Source organism: Streptomyces sp. NPDC005774 (assembly GCF_042871645.1).
GTDB lineage: Bacteria > Actinomycetota > Actinomycetes > Streptomycetales > Streptomycetaceae > Streptomyces > Streptomyces pratens.
Genome location: NZ_JBIAIV010000075.1, coordinates 7,077 through 27,951, shown reverse-complemented (window position 1 = coordinate 27,951; position 20,875 = coordinate 7,077). Strand labels below are relative to the sequence as shown.

The following is a 20,875-nucleotide window of genomic DNA, read 5'->3' as shown; positions in this document are numbered from 1 at the left end:
CACGAGCAGGGGCATCGGGTCGCCGGCGGTGACCAGCTCCCGCAGCGGATACCGGGCCAGCACCGCGTCCACCTCCGGCACCAACGCCCCCGCCAGCCGGGTGGCGGGGGGCAGCGAGTCGTCCCGGAGCGTCTTCGCCGCGGCGAGCACGAGGGAGCGGCCGGCGCCTTTCGGCACCCCGGCCGCTGCCCGCTCGAACAGGTCACCGCCCTCCTCCAGCACCAGACCCGTGTCGATCCCCGCGGGCACCTTGATGCGCGCGTGGCGCCGCCACGTGGCGATCGGGTCCCCCCATGCCTCGACGCGGTAGGTCCACCGGCCCACGGCGTCCGGGGTGATCTCCGTGCCCCAGCGGTCGGTGCCCGGCGCCAGCTCCCGCATCGGCGTGAACGGACCCCGCCGGCCCTCCGGATCCTTCAGGACGACATTGGCGGCCACCGCGTCGTGCCCCTCACGGAACACGGTCGCCGTCACCTCGAACGTCTCCCCGACGACCGCCTTCGCCGGCCGTCTGCCGCATTCGACGGCCGGCCGGACATCCCGTACCGGGATGCGTCCGATGGCCCGGGTCGCCTTCATGGGTCTGTACCTCCGCCGTGCTCGACGCCGGGCCCGTGCCCGGTCGTGGGACGAAAATGAGGCGGGAAGGCCCTTCACCTTCCCGCCGGGGACCGCCGCTCGACCGCCGGCGGACCCCGCCTGGCCGCAGTGGCCGGTCGGGGTCGGTCGTTCTGTTCCTGCAGGTAGGTGATGAGACTGGTGCGCAGGTACCGTTCGGCCGCGTCGGCCGCCTCCCGCGCGCAGCGTTTGCCCATCAGCACACAGAGGGTGTAGCCCGAGTCCTCGAACGTCGTCCGTACCGTGAGGTCGGTGGGGGCGGCGAGCATCACGCGTTCCCAGGCCCGGTAGCGACGCAACTGCCGGGCGACTTCGGCTCTGGCGGGTAGCAGCATGGCGTCGTCCACCTTTCCGTGGCTCGTGGGGGGACGTTTCTTCCGGCGGTCGGGCGGCGGCCGTGCGCGCGGAGGGCACGGTCCCATGACGGCGGTCGAGGGCCTTCACACATGGTGCATGATCAGTAACTGTGCGTCCTGTTGGACCTTGGTTCGGTGTGGCGGGCCGGGTGGCGTCCGAGGCCGACGGGAACTGCGCCCATCCGGCGTATCGATCACCCCGGCCGTGCGCTCGTGTTGCACGAATGGGCCAACCCGGTCACGCTGATGATGACTCAGAAGCGCCAACCGCTCACGTTTCGTGTTCGGGGCTCGTCCCACAGTGGCGAGGGGAAATCGGGAGCTTCGCGGTGAGGAGCCAACGACGATGAAGACCGCAGTGCCCTGCTACTACCACCTCGACGTGGAAGTCAGCCCGGAGCGCGTGGAGCGGGTCGGCCGCATTCTGGCCGCCCACCTCCGGCACTGGGACCTGGAGAACCTGGTGGAGCCCGTCTGCCGCGGCACCGAGATGCTGCTGCGCGCCATCGACGAGCATGCCACCGACAAGGACACGTCGATCGAGATGTGGTGGAACGGGCAGCACCTCATCACCGCCATCGGGGGCCACGACCGTGCTCTGCGCCCCGACCGGCAACTGCGCGGCTGCCTGGAGCGCATCGCCGCCAGTAGTGACGGCTGGGGCTGCTGTGCCACCGAGACCGGCAGCAAGGTCATCTGGTTCTCGCAGCGGGCCCGCGCCGACGAGCGCGTCCCGCTGGTGCCGACCGCTCCGGACCCGAGGGTGAGCGAGGGGCTGGACCTGCCCCGCGTGGTCACCGTCGCCCAACTGGCCGGCCTGATGCGTGCCCCCGCCGACCTCCTGGAGGCAGCCCGGTGACCCGGAGGAAAACCGGCCAAGGGGCGCCCGCGTGGAGCGGGCGCCCCTATCCGCTGGGTGCGGTCCATGACGGCGAAGGCACCAACTTCGCACTGTTCAGCGAGGTCGCCGACGGCGTCGAACTCGTCCTGGTGGACGACGCCGGCCGCCACACCACCGTCCCGCTGACCGAGGCCGACGGCTTCGTGTGGCACGGCTACCTGCCCGGCATCGGACCCGGTCAGCGTTACGGCTACCGGGTGCACGGACCGTGGGACCCGGCCGCCGGGCATCGCTGCAACCCGGCGAAGCTGCTCCTCGACCCGTACGCCACAGCCGTCGACGGGCAGATCGACAACCATCCCTCGCTCTACGAACGCCGTCCCGACGGCCCGGACCCGGCGGACAGCGCCGGACACACCATGCTGGGCGTGGTGACCGACCCGGCGTTCGACTGGGGCGACGACACCCGGCCCGGCCGGCCGTACGCCGACACGGTGATCTACGAGGCCCACGTCAAGGGCATGACCCGTACCCACCCCGAGGTCCCCGACGAACTGCGCGGCACCTATGCGGGACTGGCGCACCCGGCGGTGGTCGACCACCTGACCTCGCTGGGCGTCACCGCGGTGGAGCTGATGCCGGTGCACCAGTTCGTCCAGGACGGGGTGCTGCAGAGCCGTGGCCTGGCCAACTACTGGGGCTACAACACCATCGGCTACTTCGCCCCGCACAACGCCTACGCCGCCCACGGCACCCGTGGACAGCAGGTCGCCGAGTTCAAGACGATGGTCCGGACCCTGCACGCGGCGGGGCTCGAGGTGATCCTGGACGTCGTCTACAACCACACCGCCGAGGGCAACGAGAAGGGTCCCACCCTCTCCTTCCGCGGCATCGACAACTCCGCGTACTACCGGCTGGTGGACGGCGACTGGTCGCACTACTACGACACCACCGGCACCGGCAACAGCCTCCTGATGCGCCACCCCTACGTACTCCAGCTGATCATGGACTCGCTGCGGTACTGGGTCACCGAGATGCATGTCGACGGCTTCCGCTTCGACCTCGCGGCCACGCTGGCCCGGCAGTTCCACGAGGTGGACCGGCTCTCCGCGTTCTTCGACCTCATCCAACAGGACCCCGTGATCAGCCGTGTCAAGCTCATCGCCGAACCGTGGGACGTCGGTGAGGGCGGCTACCAGGTGGGCAACTTCCCCCAGCTGTGGTCGGAGTGGAACGGCAAGTACCGGGACGCCGTACGGGACTTCTGGCGTACCGAGCCGCACACGCTCGGCGAGTTCGCCTCCCGTCTCACCGGCTCCTCCGACCTGTACGCGCACAGCAGGCGACGGCCCCGCGCCAGCGTCAACTTCGTCACCGCGCACGACGGCTTCACCCTGCGCGACCTCGTCTCGTACAACGACAAGCACAACACGGCCAACGGCGAGGGCAACCGGGACGGCGAGAGTCACAACCGGTCCTGGAACAGCGGCGCGGAGGGCGACAGCGACGACCCGTCCGTGCTCGAACTGCGGGCCCGCCGCCAGCGCAACTTCCTTGCCACACTGCTTCTTTCGCAGGGCATCCCGATGCTCTCGCACGGCGACGAAGTGGGCCGCAGCCAGCGCGGCAACAACAACGCCTACTGCCAGGACAACGATATCTCCTGGATAAACTGGAAGCTGACCGAGGAGCAGCGTGCCCTGCTGGACTTCACCCGGCGTGTCATCTCGCTGCGGATCGCCCATCCCGTACTGCGCCGCCGCCGCTTCTTCCACGGTGGGCCGGCGTCCCGCGAGGGCCGGGGCCTGCCCGACCTGGTGTGGCTGCTGCCGAACGCCGAGGAGATGTCCGACGTCGACTGGCGGCGCTCGGACGCGCACAGCGTCGGTGTCTTCCTCAACGGCGACGCCATCGCCGAACCGGACCCGCGCGGCCGGCGCCTGGTCGACGACTCCTTCCTGCTGCTGCTCAACAGCCACTGGGAGCCGGTGGACTTCCGCCTTCCGGACGCCGCCTACGGCGAGCGCTGGACGGCGCTGATCGACACCGCCGACCCGGACGGTGTCCCCGACGAGTCGGAGTGCAAGGCGGACACCAGGCTGACCGTGGGCTCGCGCAGCCTGGTGCTGCTGTCCCGGCCGTCGCACACCGCGGAGTGAGGACCGCGGTCCTGCCGGGGAGGTGCGCCCTGGGAGGACCGCGGGCGCCCGGCCGGGGTCAGCGGGCCCGGCGCGCGGTCACCGTGAACACGGCGCCCTCGTTGTCGCGCAGCACGGCCTCGCCGTCGCCCTGGGTCACCACGCTGCCGCCGTGCCGCTCGGCCGCACGGACGCAGGCGTCCACGTCCGGCACGGAGAAGTGCACCTGCCAGTGCGGCCGGATCGTCGGATCGGGTGCCGATCCCAGCGCTCCCGACTGGATGCAGGCGAGTACGTGCCCGTCGCCGCGCAGCACCACCTCGTCGCCCTCGTAGACGACCTCCGTACGACCCGCCCCCGTCGCACCCCAGTCGAATACCTCGCCGTAGAAGATGGCGGCGTCGAAGGCGTCCCGGGTGTGCAGCCTGATGAAGGAGGGCTGGGACCGCTGCCAGCTGAGCCAGTCGGTGGACAGCTCGCCCTCCCACACCCCGAAGGTCGCGCCGTCCCGGTCGGCCAGCAGCGCCGCGCGCCCCGGGGGCAGTGAGATCGGGCCGACCGCCAGGGTGCCGCCGCGTTCCTGTACCCGCGCCACCGCCTCGTCCGCACTGCGCGCGGCGAAGTACGGGGTCCAGGCCACGGCCATCCGCCACATGTCGGCGACCGCGGCGACGCCCGCCACCGGCGCGCCGTCCGCCAGGGCGACCCGGAACCGTTCGCCCAGCCGGGCCGTGCGCCACCGCCAGCCCAGCACGGCCCCGTAGAACTCCTCGGTCGTCCCCAGATCGCGGCTGGTCAGACTCACCCAGCAGGGCGTCCCGTACGTGGAGCGCGTCGAGAAGACGTCCGTCGTGCCGGAGGGGGAGGGTATGTCGTGGTTCATCACAGTCGCGTCCTGATCGCTGATCTCGTCGGCCTGGCAGTGACCCGTGGACTCCAGTGTCGGGCCTGTAGGGCTCCGGGCGCCTGCCGAGTACCCCGGCGGTGGTACCCGGACCCGTGCCGCAGGGGCCATGGACGCGCCCGGTGGCACAGGGCGGGACGAGTGACGACGATGGAGGAACCGGACACTCGCTGAGGCGCCCGAACGAGGGTGCGGACGGTACGGGAGCGGCACACCGGACCCGGAGGTGACCATGCCCACGGACGGGGAAGCGGACCGAATCCTTCAGCTGGAGGAAGAGGTGCAGCAGCTGAAGGAGGCGGTCGTCTCGCACGCGGTGGTGGACCAGGCGATCGGCGTGGTCGTCGCCCTCGGACGGGTGTCGCCCGATCAGGGGTGGACGGTGCTGAGGGAGGTCTCCCAGCACACCAACGTCAAGCTCCGCGACATCGCCGGGACGATCGTGGCCTCGGGACGCACCGGTGTGCTGCCGCCGGGGATCCGGGCGGAGCTGGAGAAGGCCCTGGACCGGCTCGGTGCCCCGGGTGGTCCGGAGGCCACCGGCCCGGCCGCCCCGGCCCGTCCCGCCGGCCCACCCTGCGCCCGGGGCGCGATGGCCGGACCGTGACGGGCCGACCGGTCCGCACCGACCGGTTCAGCCGGCCTCTGCCCGTAGCTCCTCGCGCACCTGGGCGAAGCAATTGCTGAGCAGGCGGGACACGTGCATCTGCGAGATGCCGAGCAACTCGGCGATACTGCTCTGCGTCATGCCCCGGAAGAACCGCAGATAGAGGATGAGCCGCTCGCGCTCCGGAAGCGCCTCGAGGCAGGGCCGGACCGCCACCCGGTCGACGACCGTGTCGTACGCGGGGTCCGGGCCGCCGAGCGAGTCCCCGAGCGCGTAGCCGTCCGTGCCCGGCATCTCCGCCTCCAGCGACAGCGTGGAGAAGCATTCCAGGGCCTCCGTGCCGGTGCGCACCTCGTCCTCGGTCAGCTGCGCGTACGCGGCGATCTCGGCGGTCGTCGGGGCCCGGCCGGGAGTGATCTGCGCCAGCTCCTTGGCGGCGTGCCGCACCCGGTTGCGCAGGTCCTGCACCCGACGGGGCACGTGCAGGGTCCACATGTGGTCACGGAAGTGGCGTTTGATCTCCCCGGTGACGGTCGGCACGGCGTACGCCTCGAAGGCGGTGCCGCGCGCCGGGTCGTAGTGGTCGACGGCCTTGACCAGCCCCAGGGCAGCCACCTGGTACAGGTCCTCCAGCGCCTCACCGCGCCCGCGGAAGCGCACGGCGATCCGCTCGGCCATGGGGAGCCAGGAACGGACGAGTCCGTCCCGCAGCGCCTTGCGCTCGGGGCCTTGTGGCAGCCGGGCGAAGCGGACGAAGTCCTGAGCGGTGTCCGGGGCGTCGTGGTGAGGGTGCGGCTTCGTGGTACTGCCGGCGATACGCATGACGCGCACCTCCCTGAGCAGGTGCCGGGTGGACGGGCACCGTGGGAGCGCGGACTCGGACCACACGGAGGAGACCCGGGGCGGCGAGCCGGTTCCCACGGTCGTGCCTCCGGTCCGAAGCACTGAACCAGTCATTCCCCGTCCAGCGGTGGTGAAACGGTTTCCTGAATTCGGTGCGGGAATGCTCTGGGAATTGAAGGGATCGCACGCTGTGAAATCGGGGAAATTCAGCGCGTGAAATTCCGGAGGCCGGTGGGGCCGTTGTGCCGGTCGCGGCGCCGGCCCGGGGACCGCCGGGACGGGGTGCGGCGATCACCATGGGCGACGTGATGTGCGGCACGCCGCCGCGCGGGCCGGCCGGCGGGTCCGGCGGATTGTGCCAGCGCAGCGCTTGATCGGCGGCCGCCGGGGACGAAGTGTCTGACCATGGCGCATTCCGCTCATTTGACAGTGCGCCGAGCCCACAGATAGGAAACACCGACAGAAGTCGAGAGGTGCACCGTGTACGAGCCGAACGTGGTCGGGGACTGGCAGGAGTACGACGAACATGCCGGTCTGCGGGTCCGCGTCCACCGTCTGGAATCGGGCGAGCCGCCCCGTGGACGGGACGACGCCACCCAAGGGCTGACGTACTTCAGCGTCCGCGTGACCGTCGAGAACCGCGGCGAACGGAACGTCGGAATTCATCTCGAGGACGGTCAGGTCGACGTACGGATCGGCCCCGACGGGGAGAGCGCGTTCCTCGACTGGCGCAACTCGCAGTTCATCGAGGGATTCGACGTCTATCCGCTGCGCCGCGCCACCGCCGTGCTCTACGCGGCCGGCCCCGAGGCGTCCCTGAGCCATGTCGACGTCCAGGTGCAGTTGCGGGTCGACGAGGAGTGGACCGGTCGCCGCCTGTGGTCGGGCGGCATCGACGTGCGTGAGGGACCCGCCGCGACCACGGCGGGCGGGGTCCGGGAAGGCCTCGTGCATCAGATCGGCGTGTTTCTGCAGGAACAGGCCGAAGAGGGCACCGCCTGAGCCGGTTGAACCGGTGTCAGTGCGGGATCCCGTCGATGATCTCGCGGGCGCCCTGACGCAGCAGGGCGACCGCGACCGAGATACCGAGCGTCGCCGGATCCAGCGGGCCGGCCCACTCGTGGGCGTTCAGCCGTACCTTGCCGTCCGGGGTGAAGACACAGGCCCGCAGTGACAGTTCGCCGCTCCGGTCGACCCGCGCGTACCCGGCGATCGGGCTGTTGCAGTGTCCCTGCAGCACGTGCAGGAACATCCGCTCGGCGGTGGTCTCCCGATGCGTGTCCGGATGGCCGAGGGCACTGACCGCGTCGATGAGATCCGTGTCGTCCTCACGGCACTGGAGCGCGAGAACGCCCGCGCCGATGGGCGGCATCATCGTTTCGGGGGAGAGGAGCTCGCTGATCACGTCGCGGCGGTCGATGCGCTCCAGACCGGAGACCGCGAGCAGCAGCGCGTCGGCCTCACCCGCTGCGAGCTTCGCCAGCCGCCGGTTGGCGTTGCCGCGGAACGGTACGCACTGGAGGTGTGGATGGGAGGCGGCCAGCTGCGCGACACGGCGCACGGAGGAGGTGCCGATCCGGGCCCCGGCCGGCAACTCGTCCAGGGTGAGTCCGTCCGGGTGCACGAGGGCGTCACGGACGTCGTCCCGCTTCAGGAACGCGGCGAACACGGTGCCTGCGGGGAGCGGGCGGTCGGCGGGCACGTCCTTGACGCAGTGCACCGCGAGATCCGCCTCGCCGGTCAGCAGCGCGGCGTCGACCTCCTTGGTGAACGCGCCCTTGCCCTCCACCCGCGCCAGGTCGCCCAGCCACTTGTCGCCGGTGGTCCGCACGGGGACGACCACGGTGCGCACACCGGGCAGGGCGTCGGCCAAGTCAGCCCGGACACGCTCCACTTGGGCGAGCGCCATGGGCGAGTCGCGGGAGACGATACGGATCAGTTCGGGGACGGACATGGCGACACGATAGACCCTTCTGCACGGGCGCCCGTGCAGGGCGGGCCGGTCCGGAGGCCCGGACGAGGGATTCGTCCGGGCTCCCGGTGGCGGGCGGCCGGATGTGCGGACCTGGAGGGTTCTCCAGGTCAGGCGTTCGGGTCGAACGGGATGCCCGACGGCTTCGCCGCGGCGAGATGGGAGGCGAAACTCCCTTCCTTGAGGCCGAAGTTCGCACTGCCGAAGTTGTGCTGGACGAGCTTGTCGCGCAGCCCGGCCGGATATCCGTTCCAGCCGACCAGCGCCGGGTACTGCCAGGTGCCCTTGTGGTTCTCCGGCGGTTCGTCGCCCGCGCTCGCGAGCCGGAAGCAGTGCGTGCTGATGCCGTCCTTGTGGTAGACGATCTTCGGGTGCGTCCCGTCGAAGCGGACCGCCGACCTCGCATGGATCGAGAACGAGCCGTGGTTGGAGGTGGAGACGTACTGGGCCGTGTCGTTCTGCACCCACACCACGACGTGCTCCCAGTCGTGGCGGTGGCCGCCGAGGCTGATGCCCGGAAGGGCCTGGTCCTTCTCGAAGTACAGGGCGTAGACGATGGCGCACCAGCCGTTGTTGCACTTCGAACGCGAGTAGCCGTTGGTGCTGTCCAGGTCCGGGGCGTCACGGCAGTTGCCGTTGAGGGCGCCCGTCGGGTTGAGCCCGGGGTTGATCGCACCGTCCGGACCGATCGCGGGGGTGGGGTAGCACCCGTCGGTGTCGTAGTCGTAGGCGGGCTGGTACGTCCGGTCGAGAGAGTCGGCGGCGGCCGGCAGGGCCGGCGGTGGTGCGGCGAAGGCGGTGGCGGGGAAGGCGATGACGAAGGCGAAGGCGCCGGCGAGACCGGTCAGCCATCTCCTGCGGTGCGTTCGGAAGGTGCTCGACGACACTGCGTCCTCCTCGGAATCCGGGCGCAGCCCAACGGCTGTGGGGGGCAAGGAGGTTCAGCATCGCGGTTGGACGCGGCCATGCCAAGGGCTCGTTGGCGTACCGATGGTTAAGCGTTCCTCAACACTTGTGGAGCCGCTGCCGGATCACTCCGTCTCGTCCGGAATGCCGTACCGGGTACGGGCGCTGCGGCGCACCTCGCCGGCCGGCGCGGCGGCACCCGGTGCGCGTCCGTGCGGTCGGTGGCGGGGTGCGGACGGGGGGGTGGACTCCGCACCTTTCGCCGCGCGTCGCGGCCCGCGGCTTCGCCGGAACGGCGCCCGCAGGCGGGCGGAGTGGTACGTTCCGTGCCCCCGCAGATTGATTGAGTTACGCAATGAGATGGTAAAGTAGATGCATGTGCGCATCCTCGGTACCCGACATCCCCGCCTCGCCGGAGGTGGCCGAGATCGAGCGTGCACTCACGCGCGTCACCTATCTTGGCTCCCGCGCCCGCCGGCACGAACGGCTGATGGCCATGGCGGGCGTCCCCCTGGACCGTGCGGCCGTCGCGCTGCTGCGGCAGGCGGCCGACACCGAACCGCTGCGGCCGGGCGAGCTGGCAGCCCGCCTGGGCGTCGAGGCGTCGCACGTCACCCGCACCGTGCAGCAACTGCAGAAGTCCGGCCACGTCACCCGGATCCCGGATCCCGACGACCGCCGCGCCCACCGCGTCGAACTCACCGAGACGGGCCGGGAGGCCATCACCCGCATCCGTGAGGTCGGGGCGCGGGCCATGCAGGTGGCTCTCTCCGACTGGTCCCCGGCGGAACTGCGGCAGCTCGCCACGCTCTTCCACCGCATGGTCGACGATTTCCTCGCCCACGCCGCCGAAGGGGAAGCGGAACCGCGCAGCGCCACCCCGGCCGGAGCCGCCTGACACGCTCCCGGCCCGGCGGCCTCCCGTACTTACCGTCCGGTAATGTCGCGGGGCAGGCCACCGGAGGAGGAACCGTGTCACGGTCCGATCGCTCACCCCTGCTGCTCGCCGGCCTGCTGGCCGCCGCGGGCACCGCCCACTTCACCGCCCCGCACCAGTTCGACCACATCGTGCCGCGTTCCCTGCCGGGCTCGCCCCGGGCCTGGACCTACGCCAGCGGCGCCGCCGAGCTCACGTTGGCTGCCGCAGTGGCGCTGCCGCAGACCCGCAGGGTCGCCGCACTGGCCACGGCCGCCTTCTTCGTCGGGGTCTTCCCCGCCAACGTGAAGATGGCTGTGGACTGGCGTCGCCGCCCTGCGCCGCAGCAGGCCGCCGCCTGGGGGCGGCTGCCCCTGCAACTGCCGCTGGTGCTGTGGGCGCGGGGGGTCGCCAAGGGCGCGGAGAGTGCGTCGTGAGCAGAAGCCCGGAGAAGGGCGACACGGTCGAGGACTTCGCGCTGTTGGACGGGACGGGCACCGTCCGCAGGCTGTCGGAGCTGCTCGCCGAGGGGCCCGTGGTGCTGTTCTTCTATCCGGCCGCGCTGACCGCCGGCTGCACCGCGCAGGCCTGTCACTTCCGTGACCTGGCCGCCGAGTTCGCCGCGGCCGGTGCACAGCCGGTGGGCGTCAGTGGTGACGCCGTCGAACGGCAGGCGGAGTTCGCCGGACGGTACTCGCTCGGCATGCCCCTGCTGTCCGACGCCGACGGCGCCGTCCGTGAGCGGTTCGGGGTGAAGAGGGGCATCTCCCTGGCGCCCACCAAGCGCGTCACCTTCGTCATCGGGCAGGACCGCACCGTTCTCGAGGTCGTGCGCAGCGAACTGCGGATGAACGTGCACGCCGACCGCGCGCTCGCCGCACTCCGCGACCACCGGGCGTGACCCGCACCTGACGGGCCCACGGCCCACGGCTGGACCACGTGTGCGGCCGTGGGCCCGTCGGCGGGCGGGGCTCAGAACTCCTCGTGCACCTCCGGGTCCCCGCCGATCCGCCGGTGGGACCGGTCCGTGAGGGTGTGCATCTGGGCGTCGTCCAGCGTGAAGCCGAAGACATCGAGGTTGGTGCGCTGCCGCTCGGGGTCGGCCGACTTGGGCACGGGCAGCGCCCCGAGCTGGATGTGCCAGCGCAGCACCGCCTGGGCCGGGGTGACCCCGTGGGCCTCGGCGACGGCGACCACGGCAAGGTCGTCCAGGAGCTGCGAACCCCGGCCCAGCGGACTCCAGCTCTCGACGAGCACTCCCTTGTCCGCGTGGTGGGAGCGCAGCTCCTCCTGGGGGAAGAACGGGTGCAGCTCGACCTGGTTGACCGAGGGCAGCACCCCGGTCTCCTTCTCCAGCCGCTCGATGTGGGCGGGCGTGAAGTTGGAGACGCCGATCGACCGTACGAGACCGTCCTCGCGCAGCTTGATCATGGCCTTCCAGGAGTCGACGTACCTGCCGACCCGGGGGAGCGGCCAGTGGATCAGATACAGGTCGACGTACTCCAGGCCGAGCCGCGTGCGGGACTCCTCGAAGGAGGCGAGGGTCTCCTCGTAGCCGTGGTGGCGGCCGGGGAGCTTCGTCGTCACGACGACCTCCTCGCGCGGCACGCCGGCACGGGCCACGGCACGGCCGACACCGGTCTCGTTGCGGTAGTTCGTCGCGGTGTCGACGAGGCGGTATCCCATTTCCAGGGCCGTGGTCACGGACTGCTCGGCCTGCGCGTCGTCCATCGGCCAGGTGCCCAGACCCAGGGCGGGGATCGTCGTGCCGTCATTGAGTGTGTGGTTCGGGATGCTGATCACGAGGGGACCTTCCCGTTGACAGTGTCGTCTCCCTCCAGCCTCACCGACCGGGCGGCCAACGATCAACCTGACGGGCGGGCCGGACGGACGGACGACACGACGCATCCGAACCGGCGCCGGCCGGGGACGAACCGATGGAGGGGGCACACATGAGCATGGGCGGGAGCGGCATGGACGGTACGAAGAGCGTCGGGCAGCACACGGACGGGAAGCGGCGCGCGGGGGCGGGGCCCGGCACGGGTACGGGCGTCGAGGTGCGTCCGGTCGCCGGGCACATCGGCGCCGAGATCACTGGTGTCGACCTCGCCGACGAGCCCGGTGACGCCGTGATCACCGCCATCCGGGCGGCGGTCCTGCGCTGGAAGGTGGTGTTCTTCCGCGGGCAGCGACTGGACCACGCCGGGCATGTGGCGCTGGCCCGGCGGTTCGGCGAGCCGGTCGCCCTGCCCCGGCGGGGCAAGGCGTCGCCGCCCGGCTTCCCGGAGATCGAGACGACCGCCGACCGGCTGGAGCTCGGCGGACGGTTCGACATGGAGCACGACGAATGGCTGCGGCGGCGCCGCCACACCCTGGTGCGTGGCTGGCACTGCGACCACGGCGCCCGGATCGACCCGCCGGCCGCGACGATCCTGCGCGCCCAGACCGTCCCGCCCTACGGCGGCGACACCACCTGGTCGAACCTGGCCGCCGCCTACGCCGGACTGTCCGCCCCGGTAAGGGAGTTCGCCGACCGGCTGCGTGCCGAACACCGGCTGGGGGTCGGCTACCTGCCCCGGTCCGGCGACGACGCCTATGTGCGGCATCTGCTGGACCACCAGACCGCCTCCGAGCATCCCCTGGTGCGGGTCCATCCGGAGACGGGGGAGCGGGTGCTGTTCGTCAACGGCTACTACGTCGAGCAGATCACCGGGCTGTCCCGGCCGGAGAGCCGGGCGATCCTGGAGATGCTGCTGGAGCAGGCGACCCGGCCCGAGTACACGGTGCGTTTCCGGTGGGAGCCGGGGAGCGTGGCGTTCTGGGACAACCGTGCCACCATCCACCTCGCCCCGGGCGACACCGCCCACCTCGACCACCCGCGGATCATGCACCGGGTGATGCTTGCCGGAGAGGTACCGGTCGGCACCGACGGCCGCCCCTCGGAGCCGATCACCGGAACCGCCCCCGGACGCTGGTGACCGCAGGCCCGACCGGCCCCGCTCGGCTGCCCCGCGCCGGGGGTCCGGTCACGTCAGCGGGATGATCACCTCGTCCTCGACCGGTGGAGCGACCTCCTGCGCGAGGTTGCCGGTGGCGGCGTGACAGCGCAACCGGATCGCGTCCGGGCCCACGTCCAGCCGCAGGAAGCACTTGAAGAACGGTGGCGTGTAGGTGGCCGAACCGGGCGAGAACAACTGCGTGTGGACCTTGCGCACGGGCAGCCTGAACCGCTTGCCCCGATCGGGCCGACGGCCGGTCCCGAGCAGTCCGGCGACCAGCCGCACCCGCCGGGTGATCCGGGCAGGCGTGCTCGGCACGCGGGTGGGACCGATGCCGAGGCGTTCGGCGATCACGGCCGTCGCCTCGGCATCGGTGAGGGTGAAGAAGCGGCGCAGCCGCGTCCGGCGCGCGTAGAGCGCGCTGTAGAAGGCGAGGGAGTCGCCGCGCAGCGGATAGCAGCGGAAGTCCTGCTCGGTGACGCCGGCGACGTCGACGCGGGGAATGGTGTGGGTGGCGTGCGTGAAGGCGCCGCCACCGCCCGCCACCACGTACTGGAGCGTACGGCCGTCGCCCAGACGGACCGGATAGCGCTGGTAGTTGTGGATGTCGCCACCGATCGCCGCCACATAGCGGTGGTCCGGGTCACGGACGATGTCGTCGACGGTCCCCCCGCCCTCGACGGGACAGGGATGGTGCGCGCCGTCCACGTACAGCGGCGAGCCGGTCACGAGGATCTTCGGGCGCGGCCCCCGGGACACCTCTCGCAGCCAGGAGCCCTGCTCGGCGTCGACGGTTCCCAGCAGGCCGGTGTCGATACCTATGATCCGCACCGGCCCCGCGTCGATCGCCCAGTACGGGCCCGGCTGCACCGCCTGCTGTTCTGGGCCGGACCGCAGCTTGCGCGCCTCGGCGAGGTGGCGGCCGTCACCCGGGCGCGGCCGGTGCCACAGCAGGGAACGCAGCCACGCCCTGGTGAAGGGACGCGGGGCGGGCTCGAGCGGCAGGGGAGGGGCGTCGTCACAGAAGACGCGCATGAACCCGCCGAGGTCCTCGTACCAGTCGTGGTTGCCGGGTATCGCGTAGATGGGCGCCTTGTAGTCCTGATACGGGCGGAAGAACTTGTCGCCGTAGTCGTCGGCGCTGCCCACCGGATAGATCACGTCGCTGGCCAGCACGGTGAAGGCGGTGTCCCGGCCCTCCTCCAGCAGCCCCGGTACGACGGCGTACTGGGGCTCGCCTCCCTCGCCGGTGTCGCCGATGACCAGGAAGGAGAACCGGTCCGGACCGCCGTGCCTGATCACCTTGTCGGCGGGCGCGCCGGCCGCCGCCCGCCGGGCCACCCACCGGCTGCGGGTGCGGCCCGTCGGGTCCCCGAGCCAGGAGGCCAGAACCCCGTTGCGGGCGGCCCACAACATGCGCGGGTCGAACCAGGAGATCTTCTCGTCCTCGGACGGCAACAACCTCCGGTACTCGCCCCGTTGCCCGGTGCCCCAGCCGGCGCCCTCGGCCGTGTCGCGTGAAGAGTCTGACATCGGAGCACCGTAACAACGGCGCCGCGAGCGGCCGGAGAGCGGGTAAGGGCAGCGGTATACCTGAACTGGGTTTTTTCAGTGAGGCGTTGAAGACTTCGCTCGGTCGGCGCCCCTCAACAGGACTCTCGGAGAACGAGGCCCGGCGGGCTCGTCAGAAGGCGCGGTTCAACAGGTCCAGCAGCGCGGCCCAGTGACGCTCGTCCGCCTCCTTGTCGTAGGCGGCGGTGTCCGCCTGCGTGTAGCCGTGCCGGGCCCCGGTGTACACCTCGCAGCGGTGCCGGACCCCGGCCGCGGCCAACGCCTGCTCCAGCCGCTCGATCTGCTCCTCGGGCATCGACGGATCCTGGTCGGCGTGACCGAAGTACAGCTCCGCGGTGATCCTGTCGGCCAGCAGATGCGGGCTGTCCGGCGCGTCCGGCGCCAGCCGGGCCCCGTGGAACCCCGCGGCGGCCGCCACCCGGTCCGGGTAGGTGCCCGCCGTACGGAGGGAGAGCACCGCGCCCATGCAGTAGCCGGTCACCGCCACCGGGCCGTCGGCCGCCGCGGGGTGGCCGGCCAGCCACCGCAGATAGGCGCCGGCATCGCGCATGGCGAGTTCCGGTGTCAGCTCCTGCAGGATCGGCCCGATACGCCGGAAGATCTCCGGCCGCGCCACCGGGTCGATGAACTCGGGCAGTTCGACCACCGGACTGCGCCCATGGCGGTAGAACACGTTCGGTACCAGGACCGTGTACCCGGCCTCCGCCAGCCGGTCGGCCATCGCCCGCATCCGCGGCCGCAGCCCGAAGGCGTCCATGTAGAACAGGACCGCCGGCCGGGGACCCCCGTCGGCGGGATGCGTCAGATACGCGTCGGCAGTACCGTCCTCGGTGGTGATGTCAACAGTGCTTCCCTGTACGGCAGTCATGGCCGGTGGATGCCTCTCTGCGGGATGTCGGACCGGGGCCGCCCTCGCGGAGAGCGGAGCGGATCACGCTCCATCGTGACATGCCCCGGTCCCGGCACTTCGGTCCTGACCGGTTCAACACGGTGCAACAGCCGCTCCTTTGGGACAAACCTGCGCCCGCCCCGGTACGTTCGTCACCGCTCCCGCGGATCCCGGCGGCCCGTATCGGGGCAGTTCACCGCGCCGCCGTTACTCGAACCGTGAGGTGTCGCCCGCGCCCCGCCGCACGATTTCGGCCTCGCCGCCCGAGAAGTCGATCACCGTGGTCGGCTCGGTGCCGCAGTCCCCGGAGTCGAGCACCGCGTCCACCACGTGGTCGAGCCGGTCCTTGATCTCCCAGCCCTGGGTCATCGGCTCGTCCTCGCCGGGCAGCAGCAGGGTGCTGGACAGCAGGGGCTCGCCCAGCTCCGCGAGCAGCGCCTGGGTGACGACGTGGTCGGGGATGCGCACGCCGACGGTCTTCTTCTTCGGATGCTGGAGCATGCGCGGCACCTCCTTCGTCGCGGGCAGGATGAACGTGTAGCTGCCCGGCGTGGACGCCTTGATTGCGCGGAACACGTCGTTGTCGATCTGTACGAACTGGCCGAGCTGAGCGAAGTCCCGGCACACCAGAGTGAAGTGGTGCCGGTCGTCCAGCTTGCGGATGGTACGGATCCGGTCGATGCCCTCCCGGCTGCCGAGCCGGCAACCGAGCGCGTAACAGGAGTCCGTGGGGTACGCGATCAGAGCGTCGTCGCGAATGCTCGCGGCGACCTGGGAGATGGTGCGCGGCTGGGGATTTTCGGGGTGCACATCGAAGTACTTCGCCATTCACCGAGCTTATGCCGCCCGCACGGCAGGACCGCACACCCCCGGCCGGGCCGCCCGCGCCCCGGCCCCGCGCTCTGGTCCCGTACCCGCCCGTGGGCTGCCCATGTGCCGACGGCGTGTCGACGGTGTGCCGACGTCGTGCGGGACTTCCCCTTCACCCCGTCCGCCCGGCATGAGCCGGCCGCATCCGTGGGGTAACGTCCGGTGCCGGGCCGAAGAGGCCCGGCGTACGAGGGGAAGACCGAGGTGGCAGCGCGTAAGGACAACATCCCGCAGCCGGCGACGACGGCCGGTGAACAGCCCGGGTGGGCGCAGGAACTGCTGGAGCACCTGCGGCCGTCCGGCCGCAGCGTCCGCAGGGTCGTCGACTGGCTCGCCGGCACCGTGCACGGGGCGGCGGCGCTCCGGGACGACACCGGCGCGCTCGTCGCCGGAAGCGGGCCGGCGCTGGACGAGAACCTCGTCGCCGATGTCACTTCCGGCCGGATCGCCTCCGCCGCCTGGGAGGACGGCGAGCGGCACCTGCGCCTGGTGCAGGTCGGGCATCCCTTCCGGACCTGGGCGCTGGCAGTCTCCCGGGACACCCCCTTCGACCGGCACAGTGCCGACGTCATCACGCACACCGCCCAGGTGATCGAGCTGCTGCTGACCGCCGGTGAGACCACCGCGGCCGGGCAGCGGCTACGTCGGGCCAGCGCCGACCTGCGGCTGGCGATCCTCCAACTGCTCATGGTCGAGGACACCGTCGCGGCCCGCCGGGTGGCCGCGGGACTCTGGCCGGGCCTGCTCGATGCCGACACCGCGTGCGTCTACGTCGTCGAGTCCGAGCCCGCCCGCCGCGATCGCCTGGCCGAGGAGGCCCTGCACGGCACGGAGGAGGAGGCGCTGGTCGTGCGGTGCCCGGCGATGGACGGGCACGTGATCGTCGTCAGTCCCCGCGAGGCGACCGCCGGCGATCTGAAGTCCCTGGTCGAACGGCATCCGGACACCTTCCTCGGCGGCAGCGTCCGGCAGAGCCTCGCCCGGACCGCCACCGCGTACGGGCAGGCCGTCAGCGCCCTCGCCGTGGCGCGCTTCCGCCCGGACAAGACCGCGGTGTACGCCGAACGCACCCGTCCCGAGCGGCTGATGGACCCGGCGGCGCTGCGTGGCTGGACCGCCCGGCTGCTGCGCCCCCTGGACGCCGTGCCGCACCACACCCGTGCCGAGCTCCTCGCCACCACCCGTCTCGGCCTGGAGTTCACCGCCGTCAACACGGCCAAGATCCTCGGCGTGAGCCGCAACACGGTGCGTGCCCGTATGGAACGCGTCGAGAACATGCTGGGCGCCGACTTCGACGACCTCACCGCCCGTGCCGTCGTGCACCTGACCTTGCACACCCAGTTCACCCTCCAGGACGGCCGGGCGGACAGCACCTTCGAGGCGTCCGTCCCCGGACTTGCCCACCTGCTGTCCGGGCCCGCCGTGCGCGCCTGGGCGGGGGAACTGCTGGAACGCCTGGACCAGGACGCCCGCCCCCTGCGCCGCACGTTGCGCACCTGGATCGCGGCCGGCGGCAACGCCGAGCGGGCCGCGCAGCTTTTGGGTGTCCACGCGCAGACCGTGCGGGAGCACGTACGCAGCGCCGAGCCGGTCCTTGAGCGCCAACTGCCGGCCGCCGGCACCGACCTGTACGAGGTCGTGCTCGCCCATCTGGCCCTGGGGGACCTGGAGACACCGGTCTTCGCGGGCCCGGCCTCCACACACCCACCGGGGTGAACGACGATCCGTCGGCCCCGTTCCGGCCGGCTCGAGCGGGGTGAAACGGGTCGTAACGGACTCAGTTGTGCACGGCTGAGTCCCACGGCCGCCGCAGCGGGCACCGGTGCTATACACAGCCGTGTCGCCATTCACATAGGTTCGTCGTGCCGCGGGAGCACGACCGGAACGGGGGACCGGTCGCGCTCCCGCGCGCCGCGTACGCCTACGGTGTCTGCCGGGCCGGCTCCACCGTCCGCGACGAAGCGGTCCGCGACACCGCCGCCGAGATGACGGCGCCCAGGAGCATGCGGGAGCGTCGCAGGTGCTCGATCATGAGATCGATGCGATCCCGCTCCACCGTCAACTCGCTCACCAGGAGAGCATCCGCCGTTTCGGACGGCCCTCCGTCGCTGTCCCCCGCACGCAGGGCAGCAGTTCGGCGGTCTTCGAGCTGCACAGCCCCGCCGCGTACAGCTCCTGGATCCGCCGCCGGTCCCCGCCGCCGACCTCGTCACCCTCGGCCGGGCCCCCCTCGCCGACCCCGACCCCGTCGAGCGGCTGCGCACCGGTGCTCCCGTCGACGCCGTCCGGGAAGTGCGCGGTGTACACCGGCGCCCACCGGGTACACCGGCTGCCCCGCCCACCACTACCCCGGCCGCACGGCGGACGCGGCGGGCCGCCGCCGCTCCGAGTCGCCGGTCTCCGTGATGCACGGCAGCATGGCCCTCGTACGCAAGCCCCCGGCGGGACGTGCGCGAGGCGCGCGGGCCCGGCCGTCGGGCGGCGGACGTTCAGTGAGCGGGCCACCGACGCGTGAGTGACCACGTGGTTCCCCGGAAACCGGGGGCACCGGGACAGGGACACGGGGCTGCCGGGACACCGGAGTTCCCGCGCAGTCGGAGGCGACCGGCCCGCGGCCGCGCGCCACCGTGCTCCGGCCCGCCACCAGTCATGAGCAGCCGAAGGAGTGCACAGACATGACGGATGTTTCGAGCCGGGGTCCTGCTCCGGGCGACGACCGCAAGGTACTCACCAACCGCCAGGGCCATCCGGTCTACGACAACCAGAACCAGCGCACGGTCGGCGCCCGGGGGCCCGCAACGCTGGAGAACTACCAGTTCCTGGAGAAGATCAGCCACTTCGACCGGGAACGCATCCCCGAGCGCGTCGTCCACGCGCGCGGTGTCACCGCCTTCGGCTACTTCGAGGCGTACGGAAAGTGGGGGGACGAGCCGATCTCCCGCTACACCCGGGCCAAGCTCTTCCAGGAGCAGGGCAAGCGCACCGACCTGGCCATCCGCTTCTCCACCGTCATCGGTGGACGCGACTCCTCCGAGGCGGCCCGCGACCCGCGCGGCTTCGCGGTGAAGTTCTACACCGAGGACGGCAACTGGGACCTCGTCGGCAACAACCTGGGTGTCTTCTTCATCCGGGACGCGATCAAGTTCCCGGACGTCATCCACGCCCTCAAGCCCGACCCGGTCACCTTCGAGCAGCAGCCCCGGCGCATCTTCGACTTCATGTCGCAGACGCCCGAGTCCATGCACATGCTGGTCAACCTGTTCAGCCCGCGGGGCATCCCGGCGGACTACCGGCACATGCAGGGCTTCGGTGTGAACACCTACAAGTGGGTCGGCGCCGAGGGCGAGACCAAGCTCGTCAAGTACCACTGGATGCCCAAGCAGGGCGTGCGCTCCATGACCGAGGAGGACGCCGCCAACGTGCAGGCCGACTCTCTCGGCCACGCCACCAAGGACCTCTACGAGGCGGTGGAGCGCGGCGAGTACCCGGAGTGGGAGCTGCTCGTCCAGATGATGGACGACCACGACCACCCGGAGCTGGACTTCGACCCGCTGGACGACACCAAGACCTGGCCCGAGCAGGACTTCCCACCGAAGCCGGTGGGCCGGATGGTGCTGAACCGGATGCCGGACAACTACTTCGCGGAGAACGAGCAGATCTCGTTCGGCACCGGTGTCCTCGTCGACGGCCTGGACTTCTCCGACGACAAGATGCTCGTCGGCCGGACCTTCTCCTACAGCGACACCCAACGCCACCGCGTCGGTCCGAACTACCTGCAGCTCCCCGTCAACCAGGCCAAGAACTCCGAGGTGCGCACCAACCAGCGTGACGGCCAGATGACGTACCACGTGGACGGCGGCGGGGGGAACCCGCAGGTCAACTACGAGCCGTCGATCACGGGCGGACTGCACGAGGGTCAGTACGCGACGAACGACGAGCAGGGCCCGGAGATCCGGGGCCGGCTCACCCGCAAGCGCATCCCCCGCACCAACGACTACCTCCAGGCGGGGCAGCGCTACTGCCTGATGGAGGACTGGGAGCGCGACGACCTGGTCAAGAACTTCGTCGACCTGTTCTCCCAGTGCGACCGGAAGGTGCAGGAGCGCATGGTGTGGCACTGCCTCCTCGCCGAGAACGACCTCGGCCGCAGGGTCGGCGACGGCCTCGGCATCAGTCCGCAGGACGTCGCCCATCTGAAGCCCCTGGAGAGCCAGGACCTGACGGAGGAGGACCGCAAGCGGCTGGCCAACCTCGGCGACAACCCGCCGCGCGACGTGGAGGGACTCACCATGACCCACTGCGTCCCCGACGAACGGCATGTGGCGAGCCGCTGAGCGGTTCTCCCGGCGGGGGGGGGGGGGGGGGGGGGGGGGGGGGGGGGGCCCGCGCGCGGGGGGGGGGGGGCGCCCCGGCGGGGCCCCCGCCGCCCCCGCCCCCCCCGGGG

At 71.4% G+C, this 20,875-nt stretch carries 20 protein-coding genes and 1 pseudogene; 10 read left to right on the top strand and 11 right to left on the bottom strand.

From position 1 onward, the window contains the following. Positions 1–579 (bottom strand): maltotransferase domain-containing protein (locus ACFYQA_RS36510; RefSeq protein ID WP_388927477.1); only part of this gene is annotated, 579 nt, incomplete at its 3' end. A 74-nt stretch (positions 580–653) separates the two neighbouring features. Beyond that, positions 654–953, bottom strand: a complete 300-nt coding sequence (locus tag ACFYQA_RS36505) for a DUF5133 domain-containing protein (RefSeq protein WP_386392272.1) — start codon at positions 951–953, stop codon at positions 654–656. A gap of 367 nt (positions 954–1,320) precedes the next feature. Between ACFYQA_RS36505 and ACFYQA_RS36500 the strand changes: the two genes are divergently transcribed. Both ACFYQA_RS36500 and glgX read left to right on the top strand, forming a co-directional pair. Then, positions 1,321–1,833, top strand: a complete 513-nt coding sequence (locus ACFYQA_RS36500) for a pep a2 (RefSeq protein ID WP_388927473.1) — start codon at positions 1,321–1,323, stop codon at positions 1,831–1,833. Further along, positions 1,830–3,974, top strand: coding sequence for a glycogen debranching protein GlgX (gene glgX, locus ACFYQA_RS36495; protein WP_388927470.1), 2,145 nt, complete (start codon positions 1,830–1,832; stop codon positions 3,972–3,974). The genes ACFYQA_RS36500 and glgX overlap by 4 nt, the downstream gene beginning before the upstream one ends. A gap of 58 nt (positions 3,975–4,032) precedes the next feature. On the opposite strand, the gene ACFYQA_RS36490 is transcribed toward glgX, so the two are convergent. Then, positions 4,033–4,836: a VOC family protein gene (locus tag ACFYQA_RS36490; RefSeq protein WP_388927467.1), complete on the bottom strand. Its 804-nt coding sequence runs from the start codon at positions 4,834–4,836 to the stop codon at positions 4,033–4,035. Positions 4,837–5,089: 253 nt separating this feature from the next. Here ACFYQA_RS36490 and ACFYQA_RS36485 point away from each other — a divergent pair, with 253 nt between their 5' ends. Next, a complete protein-coding gene (locus tag ACFYQA_RS36485) occupies positions 5,090–5,464 on the top strand; it encodes an ANTAR domain-containing protein (RefSeq protein ID WP_386392262.1) in 375 nt (124 codons plus the stop codon). A gap of 27 nt (positions 5,465–5,491) precedes the next feature. Here the strand turns inward: ACFYQA_RS36485 and ACFYQA_RS36480 are convergent, their stop codons facing one another. Then, positions 5,492–6,286 (bottom strand): RNA polymerase sigma factor SigF, encoded by a 795-nt coding sequence (locus tag ACFYQA_RS36480; RefSeq protein WP_388927464.1) that lies wholly within the window; start codon positions 6,284–6,286, stop codon positions 5,492–5,494. A gap of 501 nt (positions 6,287–6,787) precedes the next feature. Here ACFYQA_RS36480 and ACFYQA_RS36475 point away from each other — a divergent pair. Then, on the top strand, positions 6,788–7,309 hold the full coding sequence (locus ACFYQA_RS36475) for a hypothetical protein (RefSeq protein ID WP_388927461.1): 522 nt from the start codon (positions 6,788–6,790) through the stop codon (positions 7,307–7,309). Between the two features lie 16 nt (positions 7,310–7,325). Here the strand turns inward: ACFYQA_RS36475 and hemC are convergent, their stop codons facing one another. Together hemC and ACFYQA_RS36465 are read right to left on the bottom strand one after the other, a co-directional pair. Further along, on the bottom strand, positions 7,326–8,261 hold the full coding sequence (hemC, locus tag ACFYQA_RS36470) for a hydroxymethylbilane synthase (protein WP_388927458.1): 936 nt from the start codon (positions 8,259–8,261) through the stop codon (positions 7,326–7,328). A gap of 128 nt (positions 8,262–8,389) precedes the next feature. Next, entirely contained in the window at positions 8,390–9,166 is a 777-nt protein-coding gene (locus tag ACFYQA_RS36465; protein WP_386392253.1) for an NPP1 family protein, read from the bottom strand. Positions 9,167–9,561: 395 nt separating this feature from the next. Here ACFYQA_RS36465 and ACFYQA_RS36460 point away from each other — a divergent pair, with 395 nt between their 5' ends. The 3 genes from ACFYQA_RS36460 to ACFYQA_RS36450 all read left to right on the top strand — a co-directional run bounded on the left by ACFYQA_RS36460 (position 9,562) and on the right by ACFYQA_RS36450 (position 11,002). Continuing rightward, positions 9,562–10,083, top strand: a complete 522-nt coding sequence (locus ACFYQA_RS36460) for a MarR family winged helix-turn-helix transcriptional regulator (protein ID WP_388927455.1) — start codon at positions 9,562–9,564, stop codon at positions 10,081–10,083. 74 nt (positions 10,084–10,157) lie between these two features. Continuing rightward, positions 10,158–10,538 (top strand): hypothetical protein, encoded by a 381-nt coding sequence (locus ACFYQA_RS36455; protein WP_386392247.1) that lies wholly within the window; start codon positions 10,158–10,160, stop codon positions 10,536–10,538. Continuing rightward, the gene (locus tag ACFYQA_RS36450; protein ID WP_388927452.1) at positions 10,535–11,002 is read left to right on the top strand and encodes a peroxiredoxin; all 468 of its coding nucleotides are present in this window, start codon (positions 10,535–10,537) and stop codon (positions 11,000–11,002) included. The genes ACFYQA_RS36455 and ACFYQA_RS36450 overlap by 4 nt, the downstream gene beginning before the upstream one ends. A gap of 71 nt (positions 11,003–11,073) precedes the next feature. On the opposite strand, the gene ACFYQA_RS36445 is transcribed toward ACFYQA_RS36450, so the two are convergent. After that, on the bottom strand, positions 11,074–11,904 hold the full coding sequence (locus ACFYQA_RS36445; RefSeq protein ID WP_388927449.1) for an aldo/keto reductase: 831 nt from the start codon (positions 11,902–11,904) through the stop codon (positions 11,074–11,076). 170 nt (positions 11,905–12,074) lie between these two features. Between ACFYQA_RS36445 and ACFYQA_RS36440 the strand changes: the two genes are divergently transcribed. Further along, a complete protein-coding gene (locus ACFYQA_RS36440; protein WP_388927483.1) occupies positions 12,075–13,079 on the top strand; it encodes a TauD/TfdA dioxygenase family protein in 1,005 nt (334 codons plus the stop codon). A gap of 48 nt (positions 13,080–13,127) precedes the next feature. Here the strand turns inward: ACFYQA_RS36440 and ACFYQA_RS36435 are convergent, their stop codons facing one another. The 3 genes from ACFYQA_RS36435 to ACFYQA_RS36425 all read right to left on the bottom strand — a co-directional run bounded on the left by ACFYQA_RS36435 (position 13,128) and on the right by ACFYQA_RS36425 (position 16,389). Beyond that, positions 13,128–14,633, bottom strand: a complete 1,506-nt coding sequence (locus ACFYQA_RS36435) for a metallophosphoesterase family protein (protein ID WP_388927446.1) — start codon at positions 14,631–14,633, stop codon at positions 13,128–13,130. A gap of 151 nt (positions 14,634–14,784) precedes the next feature. Continuing rightward, a complete protein-coding gene (locus ACFYQA_RS36430; protein ID WP_388927443.1) occupies positions 14,785–15,540 on the bottom strand; it encodes a dienelactone hydrolase family protein in 756 nt (251 codons plus the stop codon). A 228-nt stretch (positions 15,541–15,768) separates the two neighbouring features. Further along, positions 15,769–16,389, bottom strand: a complete 621-nt coding sequence (locus ACFYQA_RS36425; protein ID WP_388927440.1) for an L-threonylcarbamoyladenylate synthase — start codon at positions 16,387–16,389, stop codon at positions 15,769–15,771. 246 nt (positions 16,390–16,635) lie between these two features. Between ACFYQA_RS36425 and ACFYQA_RS36420 the strand changes: the two genes are divergently transcribed. Further along, positions 16,636–18,147 (top strand): helix-turn-helix domain-containing protein, encoded by a 1,512-nt coding sequence (locus ACFYQA_RS36420; protein ID WP_388927437.1) that lies wholly within the window; start codon positions 16,636–16,638, stop codon positions 18,145–18,147. Between the two features lie 205 nt (positions 18,148–18,352). Here the strand turns inward: ACFYQA_RS36420 and ACFYQA_RS36415 are convergent. Then, positions 18,353–18,615, bottom strand: a pseudogene (locus ACFYQA_RS36415) (MerR family transcriptional regulator); the annotation flags it as partial. Between the two features lie 491 nt (positions 18,616–19,106). Between ACFYQA_RS36415 and ACFYQA_RS36410 the strand changes: the two are divergent. Beyond that, positions 19,107–20,765 (top strand): catalase, encoded by a 1,659-nt coding sequence (locus ACFYQA_RS36410; protein ID WP_388927435.1) that lies wholly within the window; start codon positions 19,107–19,109, stop codon positions 20,763–20,765. The last annotated feature ends 110 nt before the right edge of the window (positions 20,766–20,875 follow it).

Coding starts and splice junctions, on each gene's coding strand:
- ACFYQA_RS36505 (WP_386392272.1), bottom strand. CDS start 953: ATGCTGCTACCCGCCAGAGCCGAAGTCGCCCGGCAGTTGCGTCGCTAC.
- ACFYQA_RS36500 (WP_388927473.1), top strand. CDS start 1,321: ATGAAGACCGCAGTGCCCTGCTACTACCACCTCGACGTGGAAGTCAGC.
- ACFYQA_RS36490 (WP_388927467.1), bottom strand. CDS start 4,836: ATGAACCACGACATACCCTCCCCCTCCGGCACGACGGACGTCTTCTCG.
- ACFYQA_RS36485 (WP_386392262.1), top strand. CDS start 5,090: ATGCCCACGGACGGGGAAGCGGACCGAATCCTTCAGCTGGAGGAAGAG.
- ACFYQA_RS36480 (WP_388927464.1), bottom strand. CDS start 6,286: ATGCGTATCGCCGGCAGTACCACGAAGCCGCACCCTCACCACGACGCC.
- hemC (WP_388927458.1), bottom strand. CDS start 8,261: ATGTCCGTCCCCGAACTGATCCGTATCGTCTCCCGCGACTCGCCCATG.
- ACFYQA_RS36460 (WP_388927455.1), top strand. CDS start 9,562: ATGTGCGCATCCTCGGTACCCGACATCCCCGCCTCGCCGGAGGTGGCC.
- ACFYQA_RS36440 (WP_388927483.1), top strand. CDS start 12,075: ATGGACGGTACGAAGAGCGTCGGGCAGCACACGGACGGGAAGCGGCGC.
- ACFYQA_RS36435 (WP_388927446.1), bottom strand. CDS start 14,633: ATGTCAGACTCTTCACGCGACACGGCCGAGGGCGCCGGCTGGGGCACC.
- ACFYQA_RS36430 (WP_388927443.1), bottom strand. CDS start 15,540: ATGACTGCCGTACAGGGAAGCACTGTTGACATCACCACCGAGGACGGT.
- ACFYQA_RS36425 (WP_388927440.1), bottom strand. CDS start 16,389: ATGGCGAAGTACTTCGATGTGCACCCCGAAAATCCCCAGCCGCGCACC.
- ACFYQA_RS36410 (WP_388927435.1), top strand. CDS start 19,107: ATGACGGATGTTTCGAGCCGGGGTCCTGCTCCGGGCGACGACCGCAAG.